At 37.9% G+C, this 20,027-nt stretch carries 18 protein-coding genes; 4 read left to right on the forward strand and 14 right to left on the reverse strand.

The window, feature by feature from the left end; genetic code table 11:
• Window positions 1-15 precede the first annotated feature (15 nt).
• From dnaN to ASU02_RS03565, 6 genes are all read right to left on the reverse strand, one after another.
• Entirely contained in the window at window positions 16-1,146 is a 1,131-nt protein-coding gene (gene dnaN / locus ASU02_RS03540) for a DNA polymerase III subunit beta (protein WP_057761055.1), read from the reverse strand.
• Window positions 1,147-1,279: 133 nt separating this feature from the next.
• Entirely contained in the window at window positions 1,280-2,182 is a 903-nt protein-coding gene (locus ASU02_RS03545) for a hypothetical protein (protein ID WP_057761056.1), read from the reverse strand.
• Window positions 2,166-2,693 carry an RNA polymerase sigma factor gene (locus tag ASU02_RS03550; RefSeq protein ID WP_057761058.1) on the reverse strand — a complete coding sequence of 176 codons (528 nt, stop codon included), beginning with the start codon at window positions 2,691-2,693 and terminating at the stop codon, window positions 2,166-2,168. Before ASU02_RS03550 ends, ASU02_RS03545 begins: the two co-directional genes overlap by 17 nt.
• A gap of 124 nt (window positions 2,694-2,817) precedes the next feature.
• Complete coding sequence (locus ASU02_RS03555) at window positions 2,818-3,333, reverse strand: DinB family protein (RefSeq protein WP_057761060.1); 516 nt, start codon at window positions 3,331-3,333, stop codon at window positions 2,818-2,820.
• 143 nt (window positions 3,334-3,476) lie between these two features.
• The gene (locus ASU02_RS03560) at window positions 3,477-5,015 is read right to left on the reverse strand and encodes a solute symporter family protein (protein ID WP_057761061.1); all 1,539 of its coding nucleotides are present in this window, start codon (window positions 5,013-5,015) and stop codon (window positions 3,477-3,479) included.
• A complete protein-coding gene (locus ASU02_RS03565; protein WP_095396679.1) occupies window positions 5,012-5,365 on the reverse strand; it encodes a DUF485 domain-containing protein in 354 nt (117 codons plus the stop codon). Before ASU02_RS03565 ends, ASU02_RS03560 begins: the two co-directional genes overlap by 4 nt.
• 192 nt (window positions 5,366-5,557) lie before the next feature.
• Here ASU02_RS03565 and ASU02_RS03570 point away from each other — a divergent pair, with 192 nt between their 5' ends.
• A complete protein-coding gene (locus ASU02_RS03570) occupies window positions 5,558-7,231 on the forward strand; it encodes a hypothetical protein (RefSeq protein WP_057761063.1) in 1,674 nt (557 codons plus the stop codon).
• A 98-nt stretch (window positions 7,232-7,329) separates the two neighbouring features.
• On the opposite strand, the gene ASU02_RS03575 is transcribed toward ASU02_RS03570, so the two are convergent.
• Entirely contained in the window at window positions 7,330-8,235 is a 906-nt protein-coding gene (locus ASU02_RS03575) for a LysR family transcriptional regulator (RefSeq protein WP_057761065.1), read from the reverse strand.
• Between the two features lie 159 nt (window positions 8,236-8,394).
• On the opposite strand from ASU02_RS03575, the gene gdhA reads away from it, so the two are divergent.
• The gene (gdhA, locus tag ASU02_RS03580; protein ID WP_057761067.1) at window positions 8,395-9,777 is read left to right on the forward strand and encodes an NADP-specific glutamate dehydrogenase; all 1,383 of its coding nucleotides are present in this window, start codon (window positions 8,395-8,397) and stop codon (window positions 9,775-9,777) included.
• 249 nt (window positions 9,778-10,026) lie between these two features.
• Here the strand turns inward: gdhA and ASU02_RS03585 are convergent, their stop codons facing one another.
• On the reverse strand, window positions 10,027-11,223 hold the full coding sequence (locus ASU02_RS03585) for a class I SAM-dependent rRNA methyltransferase (protein ID WP_057761069.1): 1,197 nt from the start codon (window positions 11,221-11,223) through the stop codon (window positions 10,027-10,029).
• 413 nt (window positions 11,224-11,636) lie between these two features.
• On the opposite strand from ASU02_RS03585, the gene putP reads away from it, so the two are divergent.
• The gene (gene putP, locus ASU02_RS03590) at window positions 11,637-13,118 is read left to right on the forward strand and encodes a sodium/proline symporter PutP (RefSeq protein ID WP_057761071.1); all 1,482 of its coding nucleotides are present in this window, start codon (window positions 11,637-11,639) and stop codon (window positions 13,116-13,118) included.
• Between the two features lie 60 nt (window positions 13,119-13,178).
• On the opposite strand, the gene ASU02_RS26820 is transcribed toward putP, so the two are convergent.
• The 6 genes from ASU02_RS26820 to ASU02_RS03615 all read right to left on the reverse strand — a co-directional run bounded on the left by ASU02_RS26820 (window position 13,179) and on the right by ASU02_RS03615 (window position 18,608).
• Window positions 13,179-13,715, reverse strand: a complete 537-nt coding sequence (locus ASU02_RS26820) for a peptidylprolyl isomerase (protein WP_232426145.1) — start codon at window positions 13,713-13,715, stop codon at window positions 13,179-13,181.
• Window positions 13,699-14,046: a SurA N-terminal domain-containing protein gene (locus ASU02_RS26825; RefSeq protein WP_232426146.1), complete on the reverse strand. Its 348-nt coding sequence runs from the start codon at window positions 14,044-14,046 to the stop codon at window positions 13,699-13,701. The genes ASU02_RS26820 and ASU02_RS26825 overlap by 17 nt, the downstream gene beginning before the upstream one ends.
• A gap of 21 nt (window positions 14,047-14,067) precedes the next feature.
• The gene (locus ASU02_RS03600; protein WP_095396680.1) at window positions 14,068-15,285 is read right to left on the reverse strand and encodes a S1C family serine protease; all 1,218 of its coding nucleotides are present in this window, start codon (window positions 15,283-15,285) and stop codon (window positions 14,068-14,070) included.
• A gap of 169 nt (window positions 15,286-15,454) precedes the next feature.
• Complete coding sequence (locus ASU02_RS03605) at window positions 15,455-16,219, reverse strand: MerR family transcriptional regulator (protein ID WP_057761074.1); 765 nt, start codon at window positions 16,217-16,219, stop codon at window positions 15,455-15,457.
• Window positions 16,220-16,522: 303 nt separating this feature from the next.
• A complete protein-coding gene (locus ASU02_RS03610; RefSeq protein ID WP_232426147.1) occupies window positions 16,523-17,944 on the reverse strand; it encodes a HAMP domain-containing sensor histidine kinase in 1,422 nt (473 codons plus the stop codon).
• On the reverse strand, window positions 17,925-18,608 hold the full coding sequence (locus ASU02_RS03615; RefSeq protein WP_057761079.1) for a response regulator transcription factor: 684 nt from the start codon (window positions 18,606-18,608) through the stop codon (window positions 17,925-17,927). The genes ASU02_RS03610 and ASU02_RS03615 overlap by 20 nt, the downstream gene beginning before the upstream one ends.
• A gap of 748 nt (window positions 18,609-19,356) precedes the next feature.
• On the opposite strand from ASU02_RS03615, the gene ASU02_RS03620 reads away from it, so the two are divergent.
• A complete protein-coding gene (locus ASU02_RS03620) occupies window positions 19,357-19,920 on the forward strand; it encodes a glycerol-3-phosphate responsive antiterminator (RefSeq protein ID WP_057761081.1) in 564 nt (187 codons plus the stop codon).
• Window positions 19,921-20,027 lie beyond the last annotated feature (107 nt).

The following is a 20,027-nucleotide window of genomic DNA, read 5'->3' on the forward strand; positions in this document are numbered from 1 at the left end:
TAGAACTCATTCGATTTAGTACGTCCGAACTGGCGAGATCAGATGAAGTTGAGATGGATTATCTAAAGGTTCAATTAAAACCGGTCTCATCGGACCACCAAAACTCATTCTTATTTCTTCTTCTTTTATTGCTTTTAAGGCATCCATTAAAAAGCTTCCATCAAGCGAAATACTAAAATCTGCCTCACCCTTAATCATCTTAATCATTTGTGTTTCCTCTATTTTCCCTATCTCCGTTGAGTTAGAAGATATTCTTAGTTTGGAACCTTCCTTAATTTCTAGATTTACATTGTTATTTTTCCACTCATTTGCAAAAAGACAGGCTCTATCAATCCCTTTTAATAACTGATTGGTGTCCATAACAATTATTGTCTTTGCATCCTTTGGCAATAAGCTTGAAATATTAGGATAGTTCCCTTCGATTAGTCTTGAAAAAAGTGAGAGAGTTTTTGACTTAAACACAATATAGTTATCTGTTATATAAATATGTATTATAGCTTCTTCATTTTTAAATAGCTTGGTTAGCTCATTTAGGCTTGAACTCGGAACAATGAAGGAACCCTTTACATCTGTTTCTATAGGAATTTCTCTATACGCTAACCGTTGGGAATTAGTTGCTGCACAGGAAAGATGATTTTCATTGAATGACAAATTTACTCCTGTAAGTACGGGTCTCGACTCACTCTTAGAAACTGCAAATGAAGTCTGATTAATTATATCTATTAATTCCATGCTTGAGATTTTAATACACGTTGTCTCATCAAATTGGGGAAGTCTTGGATACTCTTCAGAATGAAAGCCATTTAGAGTAGTAATAATCTCATCAGACTGAATGGTAACTAATTGTTTATCATTTACTTTTAAATGGATATCTTTAGGCAGCTTTTTAGCAATCTCACTAAAATATTTTACAGATACTACAACACTGCCAGTCTCATATACTTCTAATACTTTTTTATCATCCATCATTAAAGGAATTACTTTTTCAATTACAATATCAGAATTGCTTCCGACAAGAATTAAGCAATTACTTTTGGCAACGATCTTAACACCTGACAAAATAGGTAAAGTTGTTTTTACTAATACCGCTCTACTGACTTCTGTGATTGCTTTGTTAAAACATTCATTATTTATTACAAATTCCATACATGGTCCACCTCATATAATTAATTAGTGAACTAATTCGACAAAATATCTGAAAATTCCTGTTCTTCTATTAATCCTAATAAAATGCGTCCCTACCAATTGTAGAAACGCAACTGTTTATTTACGCTTTATACTATTCTTCTCTATTGGGATAGTCAAATTCATAGGTTAAATATTTCCCACCCCACCGGACTATAATTTCCTCATTCCCATCTACTGAAACGAATGTATGCCTTTTCCCATCAGACGCTATCTTCTTCCAGCCAGATGTAAGGAGGGTTTCTATATATTTCGAATACGCCTTATCAGAACCTTTATCCCAATAATAAATTTCCTTGTATAAAGTAATTGAGTATGGATTCAATCCAACTGGAAAAAGCATGAGCCCATATCCGTGATTAACATACAGCTGCTCATCATGACTATATGGCTTCTTACCCTCAAATGCCAATGTTGACATCGCATGGAAAATTTCTGCGTATTCAAGCTTCGGATAATCAAATGTGAAGTAAATCCATTTTTCCTTATTCGGAATGAAAAAATGGTACCTAAGTGCTGTATCTATCATTTTTACATGTTCAATATACATCGTTGTTGGATAGGGGAAATGTTCAAGTTTCTTTTCCACATACATAGGCAATTGCGCTGTAATTGTTTTCATTTCCTCCTCAGTTACTTCTTTAACAGTCCCGACTGGCACGGATTGCTTTTCTTGAAAAAGTTCCAAACCTCCATCTGCTTTCTTACTATAGACATCCTCTAGTTCCCAACTAAACTTCTCATAATCAATAGAGGAATTTGAGGCTGTTTGCGGCTCTCCACTTTGCTGAAGAATCAGCCATAGGAAGCTTCCACAAATAAGAACAAGAAGACAAGTCGTTACGATTCCTCTCAGCGGAAGAAGAAAACCTGGAGATTTTTTTACAGGCTCCTCTTGAATCGTTTGCAAAATTCTTCGCTTTAATTGTTCTTTTTCATGACTCGGAGGTTGAAATTGTTGAAGGTGCTTCCATTGGTCATCAAAATGTTTGCTCAATCTGTCCACCCCCTTCTTCCTTCCGACTCATTTTTCTAAGTGAATGCAGTGCTCTTGATAATGTTTTCCGTACCTTTTCTTCAGACCAATCCAGAATGTTTGAGATTTCTTTTGTGGAGCAATCCTCAACCATCTTTAGAATAATTACCAGCCGGTAGTTCGGCTTTAATTTTTGAATATCACTCATCAGCTCAATTACAGCTTCTTTGTTCTCAAACAGTTGCTCCACATTCAAGGAAGATGGGATTTCCTGTTCAAATGGAAATAGCTTTCTTCGCTTTCGTTTACGGAATTCATCTAACACTAAATGCTTAGCAATGCTAAATAGCCATGTTTTCACACTTGAGCGCCGATCGAATCGCTCTGCTGCTGTATATGCACGAACAAACGTATCATGTACAAAATCCTCACAAAGCTGTTTGTCACCAAGCATATATAAAATAAACCGGTAAACATCATCATAATAAGATTCATACCATTCCATCACGAGATGCCTTTTCTCATTATCCAATTCCCACTCACCTACTTTTTTCCTTTCATACCGATTAGTCGTTCAGGATACATTTTTGTGACACTTTTTTATTACAAAATAAAAAACTGCCAACACAAGTTTAGCAGTTCTTCCATCAAGTCTATTACAGCAAATAGCGATCTTTTACTATTCGGCGATGATGCCGTTCGTGGCCCGCAATAATATATGCAAGCGCACGGACTGAAACATCTACATCATTTGCACTGCCAATTCTAGCCCATGCTTTAGAATCCAGACCCTTCAATAATTGAGTTGTTGATTGCCGCACAGCCCTTAAATTTTCAATATGCTCTTTAATAGGTAAGCGATCAAAGAAGGCATTCAGTACATATGGATTTTCATCGAAACCGGGCAGCGATACCGTTTCCCCGCGAGCAATGCAAAGTAGACGATACGCCATAATTCGCTCTGTATCTGCTACATGCCCAATCACTTCCTTAACACTCCATTTTCCAGAAGCATATCGAAAAAGGCTCTGTTCTTCAGAGATTCCCTGTAGAAGCTGAATCGTTTCCTCCACTTGCTCCGTTAATATATGTACGATATCGCCATCCGGAACTAAACCAACATATCCAGAATAATAAGGCGCATATTCATTTTCCTTTGGTCTAGACTGCATATAAACCATCCTTTCATAAGAAAAAATTGAACGTCTAGTACTATTTCATTCTCTTACTTCCTGCTCTTTTCCTCCTTATATTTATAAACTTATTGAAATAAAAGAAAAGGGAAAGGACAAAAATTTTGTCCTTCCCCCTATACTTAAGACAACGGCTCACGATAACCAGTATTTGCTTTTACCTTTACCTCGGCATACCGTTTTGCATCCTGTTTGCTGGAGACAAGTGTACCTATAATCGACCCGATAAAGCCGATTGGAACAGATAGCAAGGCAGGATTTGTTAATGGAAAAATAGGATTGCCTGTAAATAATGCTGCCCCCTCGACCGGAGAGATGACACTCGGACTAATAGCTACAAGTATAAGAGCAGACACCAGACCCGAGATCATTCCTGTCATTGCCCCAGCAGTATTAAAACGCTTCCAATATATTGTGAAAATAATAACAGGCAAATTTGCACTGGCAGCTACACAGAAGGCTAGAGAGACAAGAAATGCTACGTTTAAATTTTGAGCAAAAAGCGCTAGTAAAATAGAAAACACAGAAACACCTAGTGAAGCATATTTTGCTGCCAGCATCTGTTCTTTCTCTGATGCTTTTCCTTTTTTAATGATTTGTCCATAAATATCATGAGCAAAAGCTGAAGCACCAGATAGAACTAGACCTGCAACAACTGCCAAAATCGTTGCAAAGGCTACTGCGGAAACAAATGACATTAAGATATCTCCGCCTAATACTTTGGCAAGTAATGGGGCAGCCATATTCCCAGCTGCATTACTAGCTTGAATAACATCCGCTCCAACAAATGCTGCGGCTCCGAAGCCAAGGAATATTGTCATGACATAAAATATGCCAACAATCCAGGTGGCCCAAATAACGGAACTTCTTGCGGTTTTAGCATCTCTTACTGTGAAAAATCTCATTAGTATGTGTGGGAGTCCCGCTGTTCCGAATACAAGCGCGATCATGAGGGAAAGAGTATCGAGTGGCACCTTATATTTTACACCTGGGTTTAAGTAGGCTTCACCTAATGGTGTTGCTGTTTTCATGGTGGAAAACATTTCAAAAATGTTGAAGTGGAAACGAGAAAGAACTAAAAAGGAAATGATAATTGTACCAAGCATTAGCAGAACGGCTTTAATAATTTGTACCCAGCTTGTTGCTGTCATCCCTCCAAATAAAACATAGACTGTCATCATGACACCAACAATTAATACCGCTAACCAATAATCAATCCCGAATAATAACTTGATTAAGGCACCTGCACCAACTAATTGGGCAATCATGTAAAAAATAACAATAGTAATCGTATTTAGAGCAGCGGTAGCTCTTACTTTTTTAGCATCAAAACGTGAGTTAATCATATCAGCTAATGTGTATTTCCCGAGATTACGCAGCGGTTCGGCTACAATAAATAAAACGACTAAGTATGCAACAAGATAACCAATACTGAATAAGAACCCGTCGAATCCGCTTAAAGCAATTGCACCCGCGATTCCAAGAAAAGAGGCTGCAGATAAATAGTCTCCCGAAATAGCTAAACCATTCTGCCACCCTGTTAATCCTCCCCCAGCCGTATAAAATTCATTTGCTGTATTTGTCCTTTTCGCAGCATAGTAAGTAATGGCCAGAGTCATTGCAACTATTAATAGAAATAAGACGACTACGGTAAGATTCACTTCGCTTCTCTCCTTTCCAACTCTTCATCTTTCCAGACCTTTTCTGCCATACGATCAAACACAGCAGATTTTTTCATGTATATGGTTGCCATTACCCAAGTCATAACGAACAGCAATAGGGCATATACCCATGCCCATGAAATATCCCCAATAGCGATTTTGTCCAGTGCATTAGTATAGGAAATAAGAATTGGAAATAATAAATACAGACCTAAAAATATAATAATTGAAGGAACTAAAAATTTTTTCTTTGCAGCCATCAGTTCGTTAAATTGACTTGAACGAACCATTTTCTCAAAATCCTCACCATTCCCTTTCATTCGATTACTTTTTTGAACCGTTTTCCCCATTATTTCATCCCCTTTGTTTCTATTATATTCTAAATAATTAGAATATAAATAAAATTTAATAAAATCTAAGACAACTGTCAATTTTTATTTAGCAAATCTATCTAAAGTCATAACACATACAAATAGAGATGAAACTTTCCTCGTATGATATCCGTATAGTAAGGAAATAAAATTTTTCAAAGAGGTGATCAAATGGGACAAATCTTATTGTTTTCACTAATTATTGGATTAGCCTCTGCCCTTGTGCTAATTCCTTTTTCTAAAAATAAAAACGAAGAAAAAAAGCAGTTAAAATCAAGGTATCTTTTCACAGCTATTATCCTTTTAATCATCGGTGTGTATGTCTTCTACTATGTTACAAATCTTGATCGAAATCTATCTTCATTATGGATGTTAGCTGTCATTATTACTGCAGCTGGTGCCGTGCTTTCGACTGGAAAAGAAAGAATGATTAAAGCAGTCTTATTTCTAGCAAGCCTTGCAATGGCTGTATTCTTTCTTTCATCCTTTCTATTTAACGCAGATGAAAAATATGAAATTGCAAAAATGGATATAAAAACTGAAATTGAAACATTTGACGAAAATGAAACACCAGCAAGTGTTCCTCCACAATTTGCGCGGAATAAAATGAAGAAGGCATTCGGGCAAGTTCCAAATACTAGTTACTATGAATTAGGGAATCTGCAGATTCAAAAAGTTAACGGGGAATATGTCTATATTGCACCTGTTGAATTTTCCGGCTTTTTCAAATGGCTGAATGGAGATGAGACACCAGGCTATTTTACAATCAGTGCTACCGATTCCTCTGCAAATCCCAAATTCATAAAAGCAGAGATGGTCTATACACCTTCCTCCTATTTCAGCAAAAATATAGAACGCCATATTCGGATGCAGTATCCGCAGTATATTTTCCATGGGGATGTCCAATTAGAGATTGATGATGAAGGCAGACCTCATTACATTCGCTCATACGGCCAATTTGTCTCAGCCAGAAATGGATTTGATGTGAAAGGGATCGTTGCTGTCGATCCAAAAACGGGAAATACAAAGAACTATCTTTTAAAAGATGTACCATCCTTCATTGACGGGGCCGTTTCACCTGAAGTGGTCAGCCTTCAAAATAGTTACTTCGGTAATTATATTCATGGATTTTGGAATAGTAAGTTTGGCAAAAAGGATGTAAAGCTGCCATCTGATGAAGGAACTGAAGCAAATGTCAGCCCGATTTTTGATGAAAATGGAGAGATGTTTTATTTCACCGATTTTACGAGCCCCAAAGAAGGGGTAGACTCAATGCTTGGATATTCGTTAACAAACTCAAGGACTGGGGAAGCCACTTACTATACAGGAAATCTTGAAGAGTCCTATATGGATTCTCAGGGAGCTTTGCAAATAATCGAGAAAAAGTTTATTGAAAAGAAATGGGACGGAGAAATGCCTGTTCTCTATAATTTCTATGGCGAAGCTAGCTGGCTGACACCAGTATTGGATGCAAATGGATTTCTGCAAAATTACTTTATTGTTTCAGCAGCTAATCCAGAAATATCTGTTTATGCCTCGACTCCAAATGAAGCATTGAAGCTGTACAAAACCGCATTGCAACGGGGCGGTGGAACGGTTGATGGCAGCTCAAAAGCAGAGGAAAAGCAAATAAGCGGAACAATCATAAGAGTGTATAAAGAAAAGAGCGGTGATTTCACAACTATCTCCTTCTTATTAAGTAACCGCCAAAGTTATGTGATTTCTTCTGAAATTAGCCCAATGGCCATTTACTTACAAGAGGGCGATTCTGTTAAGGTTAAATATTTAGATACAGGGGAGTCATTCTTGCCTGCAAAGGAATTAGTGATTGAGGGATTAGAATAATTGATTAAGTAAAACACGATGGTGCCTTAATTGGCATCCACCGTGTTTTTTTATCTAATGAAAAATATTTTTTCTACAAATAGCCAATAGGCACCTATTTAGTTTTGAAAACTTCCTAGCATATGGAAAAATTCAATTGTAAATTCGTGAAATAGCTTTGCTGTCGGCAGCATTTCTCTGTCGGTTGGGATAATAATGCCAACGGTTCGAGTAACTTGAGGATCGACAACGGGAACCTTAACAGTTTGGCGCGGCAAGCTATCGATTAATGTAATTTCAGGAATAACAGTCACGCCAAGTCCTGCTGAAACCAACCCTTTAATGGCATCGATATCCTCTCCCTCAAATGAAACATTTGGCTGAAATCCCTGCTGGTGGCAGGCATTCATTATAATTTCTCGCAAAATATACCCGTTTGGAAATAGAACGAAAGAATCGTCCCGCAGCTGGCTTAATTTTAACGACTTCTTATCTGCATGCTTATGTCTATTTGGAAGTAAGGCAACCATTTTTTCAGTAAATAAAATATGCCCATGGACCTTTTTTTCTTCCTTTGGTACCGGGCCAAGAAGCGCCATGTCCATTTCCCCTTTGATCACTCCATCAATAAGTGAATGGTAGGATCCTTGCCGAAGCTGATATTTCACATCTGGATGCTTCCTGCTAAATGCAGAAATCACAGTCGGCAAAGTATAGGCAGCTAAACTGCTTGGAAATCCAATGCGAATCGTGCCCTTTTCTGGATCTAAATACTCGTCGACCTCTCTCCGAGCATTTTCGATAACCGTCATTGCTTCCTCCATATGCTCCAGAAATATCTTTCCTATCGGGGTTAGCCGGACATTTCTCCCCTCACGAAAAAATAAATCAACCCCTAACTCCATTTCTAGATTAAAGATTTGCCTGCTGACAGCTGATTGTGCAACATGTAAGGCAACCGCTGCTTCAGTTACATGCTCTCTTTTTGCAACTTCCATAAAATATTGAATCTGCCGCAATTCCAAAATAGTCCCCTCCTTCTCTAATGATCTCATACAGGCATTGGTCTTATCTATAATTCATATTGTTCAGATTATTTTTCTATTATAAAATTTTCTTATTAGAAAATTCAACCATTTGAGTAATTATACAGTTTCATCTTTATATAGGAGGCTTGATCAACTATGCAAACATTAGAAGAAGTGAAGAACAGCGAAACAAATATTGCTCTGGATTATGTAAATAAAGTGTTTGAAATAGTTAAAATGCGTAATCCTTTCGAATATGAATTTCACCAGGCAGTTGAGGAGATATTCGATTCACTTGTACCTGTATTCTCAAAACATCCCAAATACATGAATCATGGAATCCTTGAAAGAATCGTGGAACCGGAAAGAGTGATTTCCTTTCGTGTGCCTTGGATGGATGATACGGGTAAAGTCCAAGTAAACCGCGGGTTTAGAGTTCAATATAGCAGCACAATTGGACCATATAAAGGAGGCATCCGTTTCCACCCCTCAGTAAATGCCAGCATTATTAAATTTCTTGGCTTTGAACAAATTTTTAAAAACTCCTTAACTGGTCAGCCAATAGGCGGCGGCAAAGGGGGCGCTGATTTTAATCCAAAGGGAAAGTCCGATGGCGAAATCATGCGTTTTACACAAAGCTTTATGACAGAGTTAAGTAAGTATATTGGCCCTGATATCGATGTCCCTGCTGGCGACATCGGCGTTGGTGCACGAGAGATTGGTTATATGTTTGGACAGTACAAGAGGCTTCGCGGAGCTTATGAAGCAGGAGTCTTAACTGGGAAAGGTGTCGGTTATGGAGGCAGTTTAGGACGGAAAGAAGCAACCGGCTATGGGACAGTATATTTCGTCGAGGAAATGTTAGCTGATAAAGGGCTTAGCTTTGAGGGAAGCACCGTCATTGTTTCCGGTTCTGGCAATGTTTCAATTTATGCAATAGAAAAGGCCATTCACTTAGGTGCAAAGGTTGTTGCCTGCAGTGATTCAAATGGCTATGTTTATGATGAAAACGGGATTGACCTTGAAACAGTGAAACGTTTAAAGGAAATAGAAGGGAAACGTATTTGTGAGTATGTCTATGAGCAGCCCCATGCCCAATATGTCGAAGGCTGTTCTGGCATTTGGTCGATTCCATGTGACATTGCTCTGCCTTGTGCTACGCAAAATGAAATTGATGACTGTTCGGCAAAAGTACTTGTTGCCAATGGAGTAAAGGCTATTGGCGAGGGGGCGAATATGCCATCCACATTAGCAGCCATTAACATATTCTTGAAAAACGATATCCTTTTCGCACCTGCAAAAGCAGCCAATGCTGGCGGGGTTGCTGTGTCTTCCTTAGAAATGGCACAAAACAGTGCAAGATTATCATGGACTTTTGAGGAAGTAGATGAAAAACTTCGTGAAATCATGACTAGTATTTACCGCAATAGTATGAAAGCGGCAGAAGAATATGGCTATCCTGGCAACCTTGTTGTAGGTGCTAATATTGCAGGATTCATCCGAGTCGCCGATGCGATGATTGTACAAGGGGTTGTATAAGAAAAGCGCAAGCGCCGTACAAACACAGAAGGACCGGTTCTTTTCGATAAATGAATCACGGTGAGCGAGAGTGAACAGATGTTGACTTATCGCAGGGGAGGCGGCCTGAAGTTTTATAGGCGATAGACGATAGGCGCTTGCGCTAGACAATTTCCTAACTCAAAAGTTATATTCTCGTTTAAAATAGCAGAAAGAAAGGTGCATAGCTTTTGAGCATGCACCTTTCTTCTTTTCTAAAATCAATCAATCTTATGAAAGCTTCTTTATAATGGCTACTTTAAGGTAATCCCCTTCTATGAATTCTTTCACTACCTTAAAATCCTCAGGAAGGCTATATTCCTCAAGAATTTTATATTTTCCGCCTGTTACTCTAAAGGCTTTATCAATAAATTCTTTAAATTTTTTCATATTAAATGTACTGCAATTAGATGAAGCAACTATAATCCCATTTTTAGCAGTTATTTGAATGGCTTGCTCAAGGAGTGCTGGATAATCCTTTCCTGCACTAAAGGTATGCTTTTTCGAACGCGCAAAGCTTGGCGGGTCAAGAATGACCATATCAAATGAAAGCTGCTTGCGAACTGCATATTTAAAATAATTAAAAACATCTTCTACTATGATGTCATGTGCATCATAATCAATTCCATTGACACTGAACTGTTCAATTGTCTTGCTTTTACTGCGATTAGCAAGATCGACACTTGTTGTCTTCGAAGCTCCGCCTAGTGCAGCAGCTATAGAGAAAGCCCCTGTGTACGAGAAAGTATTCAGCACACTTTTTCCTTCTGCATACTTGTCGCGAATAACCTTGCGCACATTCCTCTGATCCAAGAATACGCCGACCATTGCACCGTCATTTAAATAGACAGCAAAATTTATCCCATTTTCCTTCACAATCAACGGAAAATTAGCACGCTCTCCTGTCACGAAGTCATCATCATCAATGTAAGTACCCTTAACAGCAAAACGTTTCTTCTCATAAATCCCTTTCATATCTGCCACATTTATTAGTGCTTGAATAATGGCATCCTTGAAATGATAGATTCCTTCGCTGTACCATGTCACTAAATAATACCCATTAAAGTAATCAATCGTTAGACCGCCAACTCCATCGCCTTCCCCATTGAAAATCCGGAATGCAGTCGTATCTTCATCTTTAAATAGAGACTCCCGATTCTCTATTGCTATTTTGAATTTCTTTTCAAAAAAACTTTGATCAATCACATCATGCTGATCTCTGCTTAATATCCAGCCCCTCCCTTTATTTTGTATCCCATAATATCCTTTAGCGAGGAAACGATTCTTCTCATCAAGAAGATCAATGAGTGTTCCTTCTGTTAGCCCTTTCGGAAATTGTTCGACTGCATTCTCAGTTATTAGCGGATAACCTGCCTGAAATCCTTTACTATGTGCTGATTTTATTTTTAGCTTAATTGCTTTATTCATATGTTCACCCGATCTACTTTTTTATCGATAAAGTCTCCCTACATCTTATCAATAAAAACCATAAGAGTAAAAACCTCTGAAAAAGGAAGCTTTTTAAATAAAGGATTAATTTCATAACTAATCCCTCTCACATAATTATATAAAAATAATAATATTAGCTTCAGAATAGAAAAGTAATTTATGTTACTTTCATGAAACCTTGGTGATTAATAACATATGATTATGTATAATAAAACAATTATTCGATTAAAAAGATCAAGTGAAATCAACAAATCAAGATCATATTCGAAAAAAATATGTATTTTTTATTAACTTTTACCATCGCGTTTTTCGACAATGGATGTTAGAATATTTATAGTTTTAATTCTATTCTAGTTATAATTTATTCTTTTAGTCCAAAGGGGGAAATGCAAATGACAGATTCAGGTCTTCAATTAATCTCTATCGGTATTTATATGGTAGCTATGTTAATAATCGGCTGGTATGCATACCGAAAAACAAGCAATTTAACCGATTATATGCTCGGCGGACGTTCACTAGGACCTGCAGTAACTGCATTAAGTGCTGGGGCAGCAGATATGAGTGGATGGCTATTAATGGGGTTACCCGGCGGAATTTATGTTAGCGGTTTAGCTGATGCTTGGATTGCCATCGGACTAACACTTGGTGCTTATGCGAACTGGTTTTTTGTTGCTCCACGCCTGCGAAGCTATACGCAAGTTGCAAACGATTCCATTACGATTCCAGGGTATTTAGAAAACCGTTTTAAAGATTCAACAAAATTATTAAGAATAGTTTCCGGCATTGTTATCCTTGTTTTCTTTACTTTCTATGTTTCATCAGGGATGGTATCTGGGGCAGTATTCTTCGAAAGCTCATTTAATGTGAATTATCATCTTGGACTGCTGATCGTTTCAGGTGTTGTTGTAGCCTATACATTGTTTGGCGGTTTCCTAGCAGTTAGCTATACCGATTTCATTCAAGGTTTGATGATGTTACTTGCTTTAATTCTAGTACCAGCATTAGCACTTTCACATACTGGTGGATTCAGTGGCACTTTCGAATCGATTCGAGCTATTGATCCTACACTGCTTGATTTCTTTAAAGGAACGACAACATTGGGGATTATTTCAGCAATGGCATGGGGTCTTGGCTACTTTGGCCAGCCGCATATTATCGTTCGCTTTATGGCGATTTCATCCGTTAGAGAAACAAAGAGCGCTCGCCGCATTGGGATGGGCTGGATGATTTTCTCATTATTAGGTGCAGTATTTATGGCTTTAATCGGAATTGCCTTTTTCCACCAGAATACTCAGTATACATTGGATAATCCAGAGGCAGTCTTCCTAGTATTAGGCCAAATTGTATTCCATCCATTATTTGCCGGATTCTTATTAGCTGCAGTACTCGCTGCCATTATGAGCACTGTATCTTCACAATTAATTGTTACTTCAAGCGCATTAACAGAAGATTTATACAAAACGTTATTTAAGAAAAATGCATCGGATAAAGAGCTTGTATTCTTTGGCCGAATGGCTGTTTTAGTAGTTGCAATCGTTGCAGCACTACTAGCATTAGAGCAAGATAATACGATTTTAAGTCTTGTTGCTTACGCTTGGGCAGGATTTGGAGCTTCATTTGGCCCAGTTATTCTTCTAAGCTTATTCTGGAAGAGGATGACCAATTGGGGTGCACTTGTAGGAATGATTGCGGGGGCAATTACTGTTATCATTTGGAAGCAGCTTGGCCTTGGCGACACACTATATGAAATCGTGCCTGGCTTTGCGATCAACTTAATTCTCTCTGTCATTGTCAGCTTAATCACTTATCGTCACAATCCAACTATTGAGAAGGAATTTGATGAAAGTGTGCGATTGCTAAAGAGTGAATCATAATGAATTTAGAAAGAGCATGGGGAAAATGATTCTCCATGCTCTTTTTTATTGATCGAGTCCTTAGACATCTAAATAATTTTCAATCTTATACTCTTTAAACTTCTCATCCAGCCAGGTTGTATATTCCGTTTCCATCTTTGTATCGAACAACGCTGTTTTTATTTCGTCTTTTACATCATCAAACACAGCTTCTTTCGCTTTCTTTTTATCGGTGACCTTTATGATGTGATATCCATGTTCTGTTTTGACTGGATTACTGATTTTCCCTGTCTCTAGAGCGAAGGCCGCATCTTCAAACTCTGAAACCATTTCTCCGCGTGCGAAATAACCTAGATCTCCTCCCGAATTACTATTTGATGAATCCGTTGAATATTCAGCAGCTAATTCTGCGAAATCCTTCCCCTCATCAAGTTTTTTGCGAACTTCCTTTGCGGTAGCTTCGTCTTCCACGAGAATATGACTTGCTTGAACCTGTTCAGCTTGGGCGTAACTGTCTTTATTTTCTTCAAAATACTCTTTCATTTCCTCATCAGTAATTTTAATTCTTGGTTCAAGAAGTTTCTTCGTTACCAAGTAATTCTCAATATTTTTTTTCAATAGTGGATCGTTCGACTCCATTATTTGCAAGGATTTCTTCGAATGCGTCTTTTCCGCCATAGGATTCCATATACGCTGTCATTTCGGCATCAAGTTCCTCTTTGCTTACCTTGATCTTTTCCTTTTTCTTTTCTTGGCTAATAACTTTCTCTGTTATTAATGAATCTAATGCTTCTGTTCCATACTGAGCAACGAGCAGCTCATTCAGCTCTTTTTCACTAATTTTTTCTCCATTCACACTAGCTACATTCTTTTCCGACATTGAAAAAATGGTAACTAAAAGAGCAATGGCTAAAATTGCAGATCCTGATATCCATATTGTTTTCTTCATTCTTTTCTCCTTTTACATTGATTAATTCGAAGACTGGTTGCCTGTTAATGTAACTTCAACGGTCTTCAGCTTTCCTTGACGGTAAAATTCAATTTTCACCTTGTCACCAATGGAATACTTGGTATATAAATATTTCCGTAATTCATTTGCATTAGCAATTTCATTCCCTCCTATTGAAACAAGAATATCCTCTGTTTGAAGTCCTGCTTTTCCTGCAGCTGAATTCGGATCAATTGTTGTTACAATAACTCCCTGTTTGACACCACTAGGAATGTTTTGCAAATAGAATTGTGGAATTTCTTCAAAGTTAGCTAACCCAACTCCCAAGTATGGGCGAATTACTTGCCCGTTTTCAATCAGTTCATTAATAATTGTTTGCACTTCCTTGCTCGGAATCGCGAACCCTAGCCCTTCGACCCCACTCTCAGAAATCTTTAAACTATTAATTCCCACTAATTCACCTGATGCATTTATAAGTGCTCCACCACTGTTCCCGGGATTGATGGCTGCATCCGTTTGAATGACCTCTAATTCCCATTCCCCTGCTGATGTTGAAACAGCAATGGTTCGATCAACCGCACTAACTATTCCTTGTGTGACTGTTCTTGATAAATCAAGTCCGAGCGGATTTCCAATTGCTAGCACTTGATCCCCCGCCCGCAGCTTGGAGGAATCGCCAAATGCTAATGTATCTACTTTTACATCACCAGCAATCTTCAAGACAGCAATATCTGTCAATGGATCTGTCCCTATTAATTCAGCCTTAACCTTTTTCCCATCATGGAGAGATACTTCAATTTCATTGGCATTCTCAATCACATGATTATTTGTGACAATATATGCGGCATCACTTGTCTTCTTAAAAATCACTCCAGAACCAGTACCTCTATTCACAGCCTCACTCGTCTGATTAAAACGGTTGGTTTGCTGCTGCATATTCTCAATGCCTACAATTGCCTTCGATGCCTGCTCAACCATATCTGCGATGGAATTAGCAGATACTTGCTGTACATTCAATTTACCGCTTGTTTGCGTGTCGGTATGCTCCTCTGAAACGATTGCTTTTGGCGTCTCCTCGCTCGTATTTGAATTCGGTAAGTACGGCAGTGCTGTCAGTGTTAGAGCAGACCCAATCACTCCAGCTAAAACAGTTGATACAACACCCTTTAATTTGGACCCCTTCACCTGTTTCACTTCTGTACGGCTTCCTTCATTAAATTGGTCTTGCTCATTCATCATGAACCCTTCTTTCATTTGTATTTAATCAAGTTTTTCAACTTTCGAGAATATGTTTTATTTGCCTTACAAGACATACTTTAAAGGGGCAATGTGTCAGGAAGATGTCAGGAACTTTTTCGAAACAAAAAAAAACGACCGGATATTTCTATCCAATCGTTTTAATGTGCATCTATTTTTTCATGCCAGTGTATATATGAATAGCATCTCTCAAAAATTCCGCAGTCCCTGGCTGTTCCTTATCATAATAGGCAGTAAATCTTTCATCATCCACATACATTTGTGCAAGACCTGCATGTGCATCTTTGCTGTATTCTTTCCAATAGAAGCATAGCCACTGCTTATGCAGCTCTGCCGCCTTTTGGGCAATGTCACTTGCAGGATCACCTAAAGCAAATGCTTGAGATAAAGTTTCTTTCACTTGCATCTCAAGACTTGTAACTTTTTCATAATCCTCCTGTGACATGTTCATCACTTTGGCATTTGATTTTTCTACTGTATCCTCCCCATACTTTTCACGAATTTCTTTCCCATATTTCTCTTCATTTTCATCGATCATTTTCCTCTTGAATCCTTCAAACTTTTCTTTATCAGACATTTTCATTCTCCCTTCTGTTAAAGCAATTGTCTTATCTACATTCGCAATTAATCTGTCCAATTGTTTCTTTTTTTCAAGGAGTTTTTCGCGATGCTCCCTAAGCGCCTTAGCCCCATCAAAAGAAGGTGCAGTTACGATGTTTTTGATGCTGTCTAGACCAACACCTAACTCCCTGTAAAATAAGATTTGCTGCAATCGGTCGACTTCTGCTTGGCCATATATCCGGTATCCTGATGAATTAATTCTTGCCGGCTTGAGAATATCTATTTCATCATAATACCTAAGGGTTCTCGCACTTACTCCTGCTAATTGAGCTAATTTCTGCACGGTATATTCCATTCGCTCACCTCCTTAAGTTAACCTTACACCTTTACGCAACGTGAAGGTCAATTGTTTTTTTTACTAATTTTTGAGTAATTGGAGGAAAATATGATCAAAAATAAGATGCCCGCTCATATAGAGCACAGGCATCCAATTGTGCATTATTTAATTATCGCAGATTAACGCTCTGTAAGACCCCTGCTTCAAGAAGTTGAGGGAATCAAAAATTCAAGCGGGAGATCAATAGCCAGTACATGCTCGAATAGTGCAACTATCAATCAGCAGGGAATTAAGCCCCCGCTGATTGAAATTCCACTTTATCTAACTCATCATTGGCAAGGTAATGCGAAATGTCGTACCAGAAGAAGAACTATCTATGAGCACTAGATCCCCTCCTAGTGATTGTGCGATCATCTTGCTGAATGGCAATCCAAGGCCAAGTCCTCTAATCTTATATTTTTTCCCTTCCCCTCTAAAAAATCGTTCGAAGATTAGGTCTTGTTCATCAGGAGGAATTCCACTGCCTGAATCCTTGATATCAATTGTAAGCTCATTGTTTACTTCAGCAAGAGTTACATCTATCCTTCCCTTTCCTTCAATCGCATGTCTTGCATTATTAAGCAGGTTCGTAATAATCTGCTGGAGTCGAATAGGATCGACTTGTACCATTCTGTCCTTCTTAAGAGGAGTGAAGATTAAGTCAATCATTTCATCCTCCTGAATCACTTCCCATTGATGGATAAAATCATCCATAAACACATTGATCGAATGATTTTCCTTATTCACTGGAATCGCATTCGCTGCAAATGAATTAAAGGCCAATAAATCCTCCACCATTTTTTTCATTTTAGTTGTCTCATTTAAAGACAAGGCTAAAAATTCCTTTGCATCCTCCCCAGAAACGACGTCATCATTAAGTGCCTGCAATAGCCCGCTAATTGAAGTAACAGGTGTTTTTAATTCATGTGTCACACCTGCCAGCAATTCTGTACGGAGAGTTTCTAATTTTTGCAGACGGTTAGACATTTCCTTAAACGATTGAACTAGGTCATATACTTCCTGCTCCTTCATATCTTCTGGAAGATGGATATTATAATCGCCTGCTTGAACTTGTTTGGCGGCTCTTGCCACATCTTTAATCGGATTTGCTAGCCTGCGCGAGAGGAAATAAATGGCTGCCCAGCCTAACAGGGCAAGGCTAATAATCATGATCGCCAACTGGCGGTATTCCTGATTTACACGTGTTAAGTTATCCTCTAATTCAATAATGACAACCCATCCAAAGGAATAATTCTGTGTGACAATCGGTGCCTTGACTACATAAAAATCTCGTCCACTTTCCTCTAATCTTAACTTTTGAACATTCTCTTCATTTTGTAATATGACACGGGGAAACTGCTGAAATACTTGCTTAGACGATCGATTACTTGAAAGTATGGTACCACCCATATCAACGATATAAATAGAAGGATCACTTTCAATATTCATAAATCTTCCTCGATCGGTAAGGGATCCAGGCACATCTCCTTTAGAAATCGGACGGCCCTCACTTATATCAACAAACCGATCGGCAATTTCCTCTGCCATCAGCTTAGTCATATCTAATCGGTTCTCAAGCGTTGTATGCCGAATCCATAGAGCTGAAATAATGGCAATAACAACTAAACCAATACAAAGTGTGATTAAGTAACGGCTCGTCCAATATCGCAGCAATGAGATTCGCTTATTGTTTTTTATTAACACAAAATTGATACCCCAATCCTCGAAGTGTTTTAATTTCGCCATCAGACACTGGCCATTTATGAAGTGATTTTCTCAATCGCTTAATTGCTAAATCAACCGCACGGTCACTGCCCTCATACTCCCAGCCCCACACATGCTCAATCAGCTGATCCCTTGTAAACGTCTGATTCGGATTTTCTGCCAAAAACAGGAGCAATGATAAATCACGCGGGGTCAATTCAATCTCTTCTTCATTAATAGTTACCCGATGGGACTTGAGGTCTATTTGTAATTGCCCAAAGCTTTTTACAGGTCCATCATTCTTTTGTGAGCGTCTTAAAACGGCGTTCACTCTTGCAACAACTTCCTCCGCAATAAAAGGTTTGGAAATGTAATCATCTGCTCCATCATTTAATCCAGTTAGCCGATAATTGACATCACCCAATGCTGTTAGCATAATGACAGGACAATCACTTTGCCGGCGAATTTCCTTTAATATCGCCCAGCCATCCTTTCTAGGGAGCATCACATCTAAAAGTACAAGTGCTGGTTTATTTGCAGTAAACATTTCTATCGCTTCTTCGCCGTCAAAGGCATGAACTGTATTGAAATTTGCCTTTTGTAAATATACTTTTAGCACTTGGCTAATCGGTATTTCATCTTCGACAATTAAAATTGTTTTCACAATTACAACTCCTCACATTTAGAAAGTGAAGTTTATAAATATACTATTTATGATAACTCCTGCAATTAACTATTGTCTACGAACCCTTTTCTACTATCATAAAGAAAAAATAAGTCAGTAATATGTCAGACAACGGATGAAATCAATTAGGAACAGCACTTAATAATCCCTTCTTCAAAGGAAATCTTTAACTCCATTTGAAAGTTCCGGACCGCTTCTTCCTAACCAGTTCGAATAGCCACTCCATATGTTATTCCTGATTAAACAAACATTTATTTTCCACTTTCTTCAACAACTGGCATTTTTATTTTTCGTTATAAAATTTGAACGAATTTCATTATGATGTTTCCAGCTATCTCAATTCCTGTCCCATTCAATTTACCGTCTCGCGTATAGGCATGCAAATCACCAAATGAAATTAGTCCCCACCTTTTAACAAAGGTAAATATACTCTATTACCAGCTGGTATGTCTTTAAGCTCAAGATTACTACCATGAATATCGGGGACAGCATAATGGATCTTATCCTCCATTGGCGCAGCAATTATTACTCTGTAAAGAATAGCAGCTTTATTAATTGAAATTGTATTAGGAAGAGTTACAGTGAATTAATTCATTCACTCTGTATCTCTGCTACAAAAGAGGAAAACACACATTCTTTATAGAATAAATTAATTAATAAAATAGAAAAGAAGGTTATCCCTATAATCCACTTATGGCAATGAAAACTAAAATAAGGAGATGATCCTTTGAATATTGTAGATTTAGTTAATTCACAAGTGATCGCATCAATTAAAAATGAACAAGATATCGATAAGGCAATTGCTTGTAATGCAAATATTGTCTTTCTCCTAACTGGAGATTTGCTTAATATGACTGAATATCTAGATAAACTAAAAAAAGCAAATAAGCATGTTTTTATTCATCTTGACTTTATTGAAGGACTTTCTAATACGAAAAGTGCAATTAAGTATATTGCACAAAGCTGGCAACCCACTGGTATTATTACAACAAAAGGTGCATTAATTAAATATGCTAAAGAGGAAAATTTAATGGCCATTCAGCGTATATTTTTAATTGATAATTCAGCTGTAAAAAAAGGAATAGATATGTGTCGTACATTCAAACCTGATGCAATAGAGGTTCTGCCAGGATTAATGCCAAGTATCATTGATCAATTAACAAAGCAAGTGGATTTGCCAATTATTGCGGGCGGATTAATTCATTCAAAAGATGACATTTTACAAGGTTTAGAGGCTGGAGCATTAGCAATCTCTTCTGGAGATTCATCTCATTGGAACTTTGATTTGTAAAATTGAAGTTAATAAAAAAGTGAACACAATTGATGTGACCCCTAAAAGTTAGAGTTTTATATTACGCAGCTAGTTGGCTGGTATGAAGACGGTATTGAACTGGACTC

Source organism: Cytobacillus praedii (genome assembly GCF_001439605.1).
Classification (GTDB): Bacteria; Bacillota; Bacilli; order Bacillales; family Cytobacillaceae; genus Cytobacillus; species Cytobacillus praedii.

What these genes read in the sequence shown, in the direction of transcription:
- dnaN (WP_057761055.1), bottom strand. Translation starts at nt 1,146, where the DNA reads ATGGAATTTGTAATAAATAATGAATGTTTTAACAAAGCAATCACAGAA.
- ASU02_RS03555 (WP_057761060.1), bottom strand. Translation starts at nt 3,333, where the DNA reads ATGCAGTCTAGACCAAAGGAAAATGAATATGCGCCTTATTATTCTGGA.
- ASU02_RS03565 (WP_095396679.1), bottom strand. Translation starts at nt 5,365, where the DNA reads ATGGGGAAAACGGTTCAAAAAAGTAATCGAATGAAAGGGAATGGTGAG.
- ASU02_RS03570 (WP_057761063.1), top strand. Translation starts at nt 5,558, where the DNA reads ATGGGACAAATCTTATTGTTTTCACTAATTATTGGATTAGCCTCTGCC.
- gdhA (WP_057761067.1), top strand. Translation starts at nt 8,395, where the DNA reads ATGCAAACATTAGAAGAAGTGAAGAACAGCGAAACAAATATTGCTCTG.
- ASU02_RS03585 (WP_057761069.1), bottom strand. Translation starts at nt 11,223, where the DNA reads ATGAATAAAGCAATTAAGCTAAAAATAAAATCAGCACATAGTAAAGGA.
- putP (WP_057761071.1), top strand. Translation starts at nt 11,637, where the DNA reads ATGACAGATTCAGGTCTTCAATTAATCTCTATCGGTATTTATATGGTA.
- ASU02_RS26825 (WP_232426146.1), bottom strand. Translation starts at nt 14,046, where the DNA reads ATGAAGAAAACAATATGGATATCAGGATCTGCAATTTTAGCCATTGCT.
- ASU02_RS03600 (WP_095396680.1), bottom strand. Translation starts at nt 15,285, where the DNA reads ATGATGAATGAGCAAGACCAATTTAATGAAGGAAGCCGTACAGAAGTG.
- ASU02_RS03605 (WP_057761074.1), bottom strand. Translation starts at nt 16,219, where the DNA reads ATGGAATATACCGTGCAGAAATTAGCTCAATTAGCAGGAGTAAGTGCG.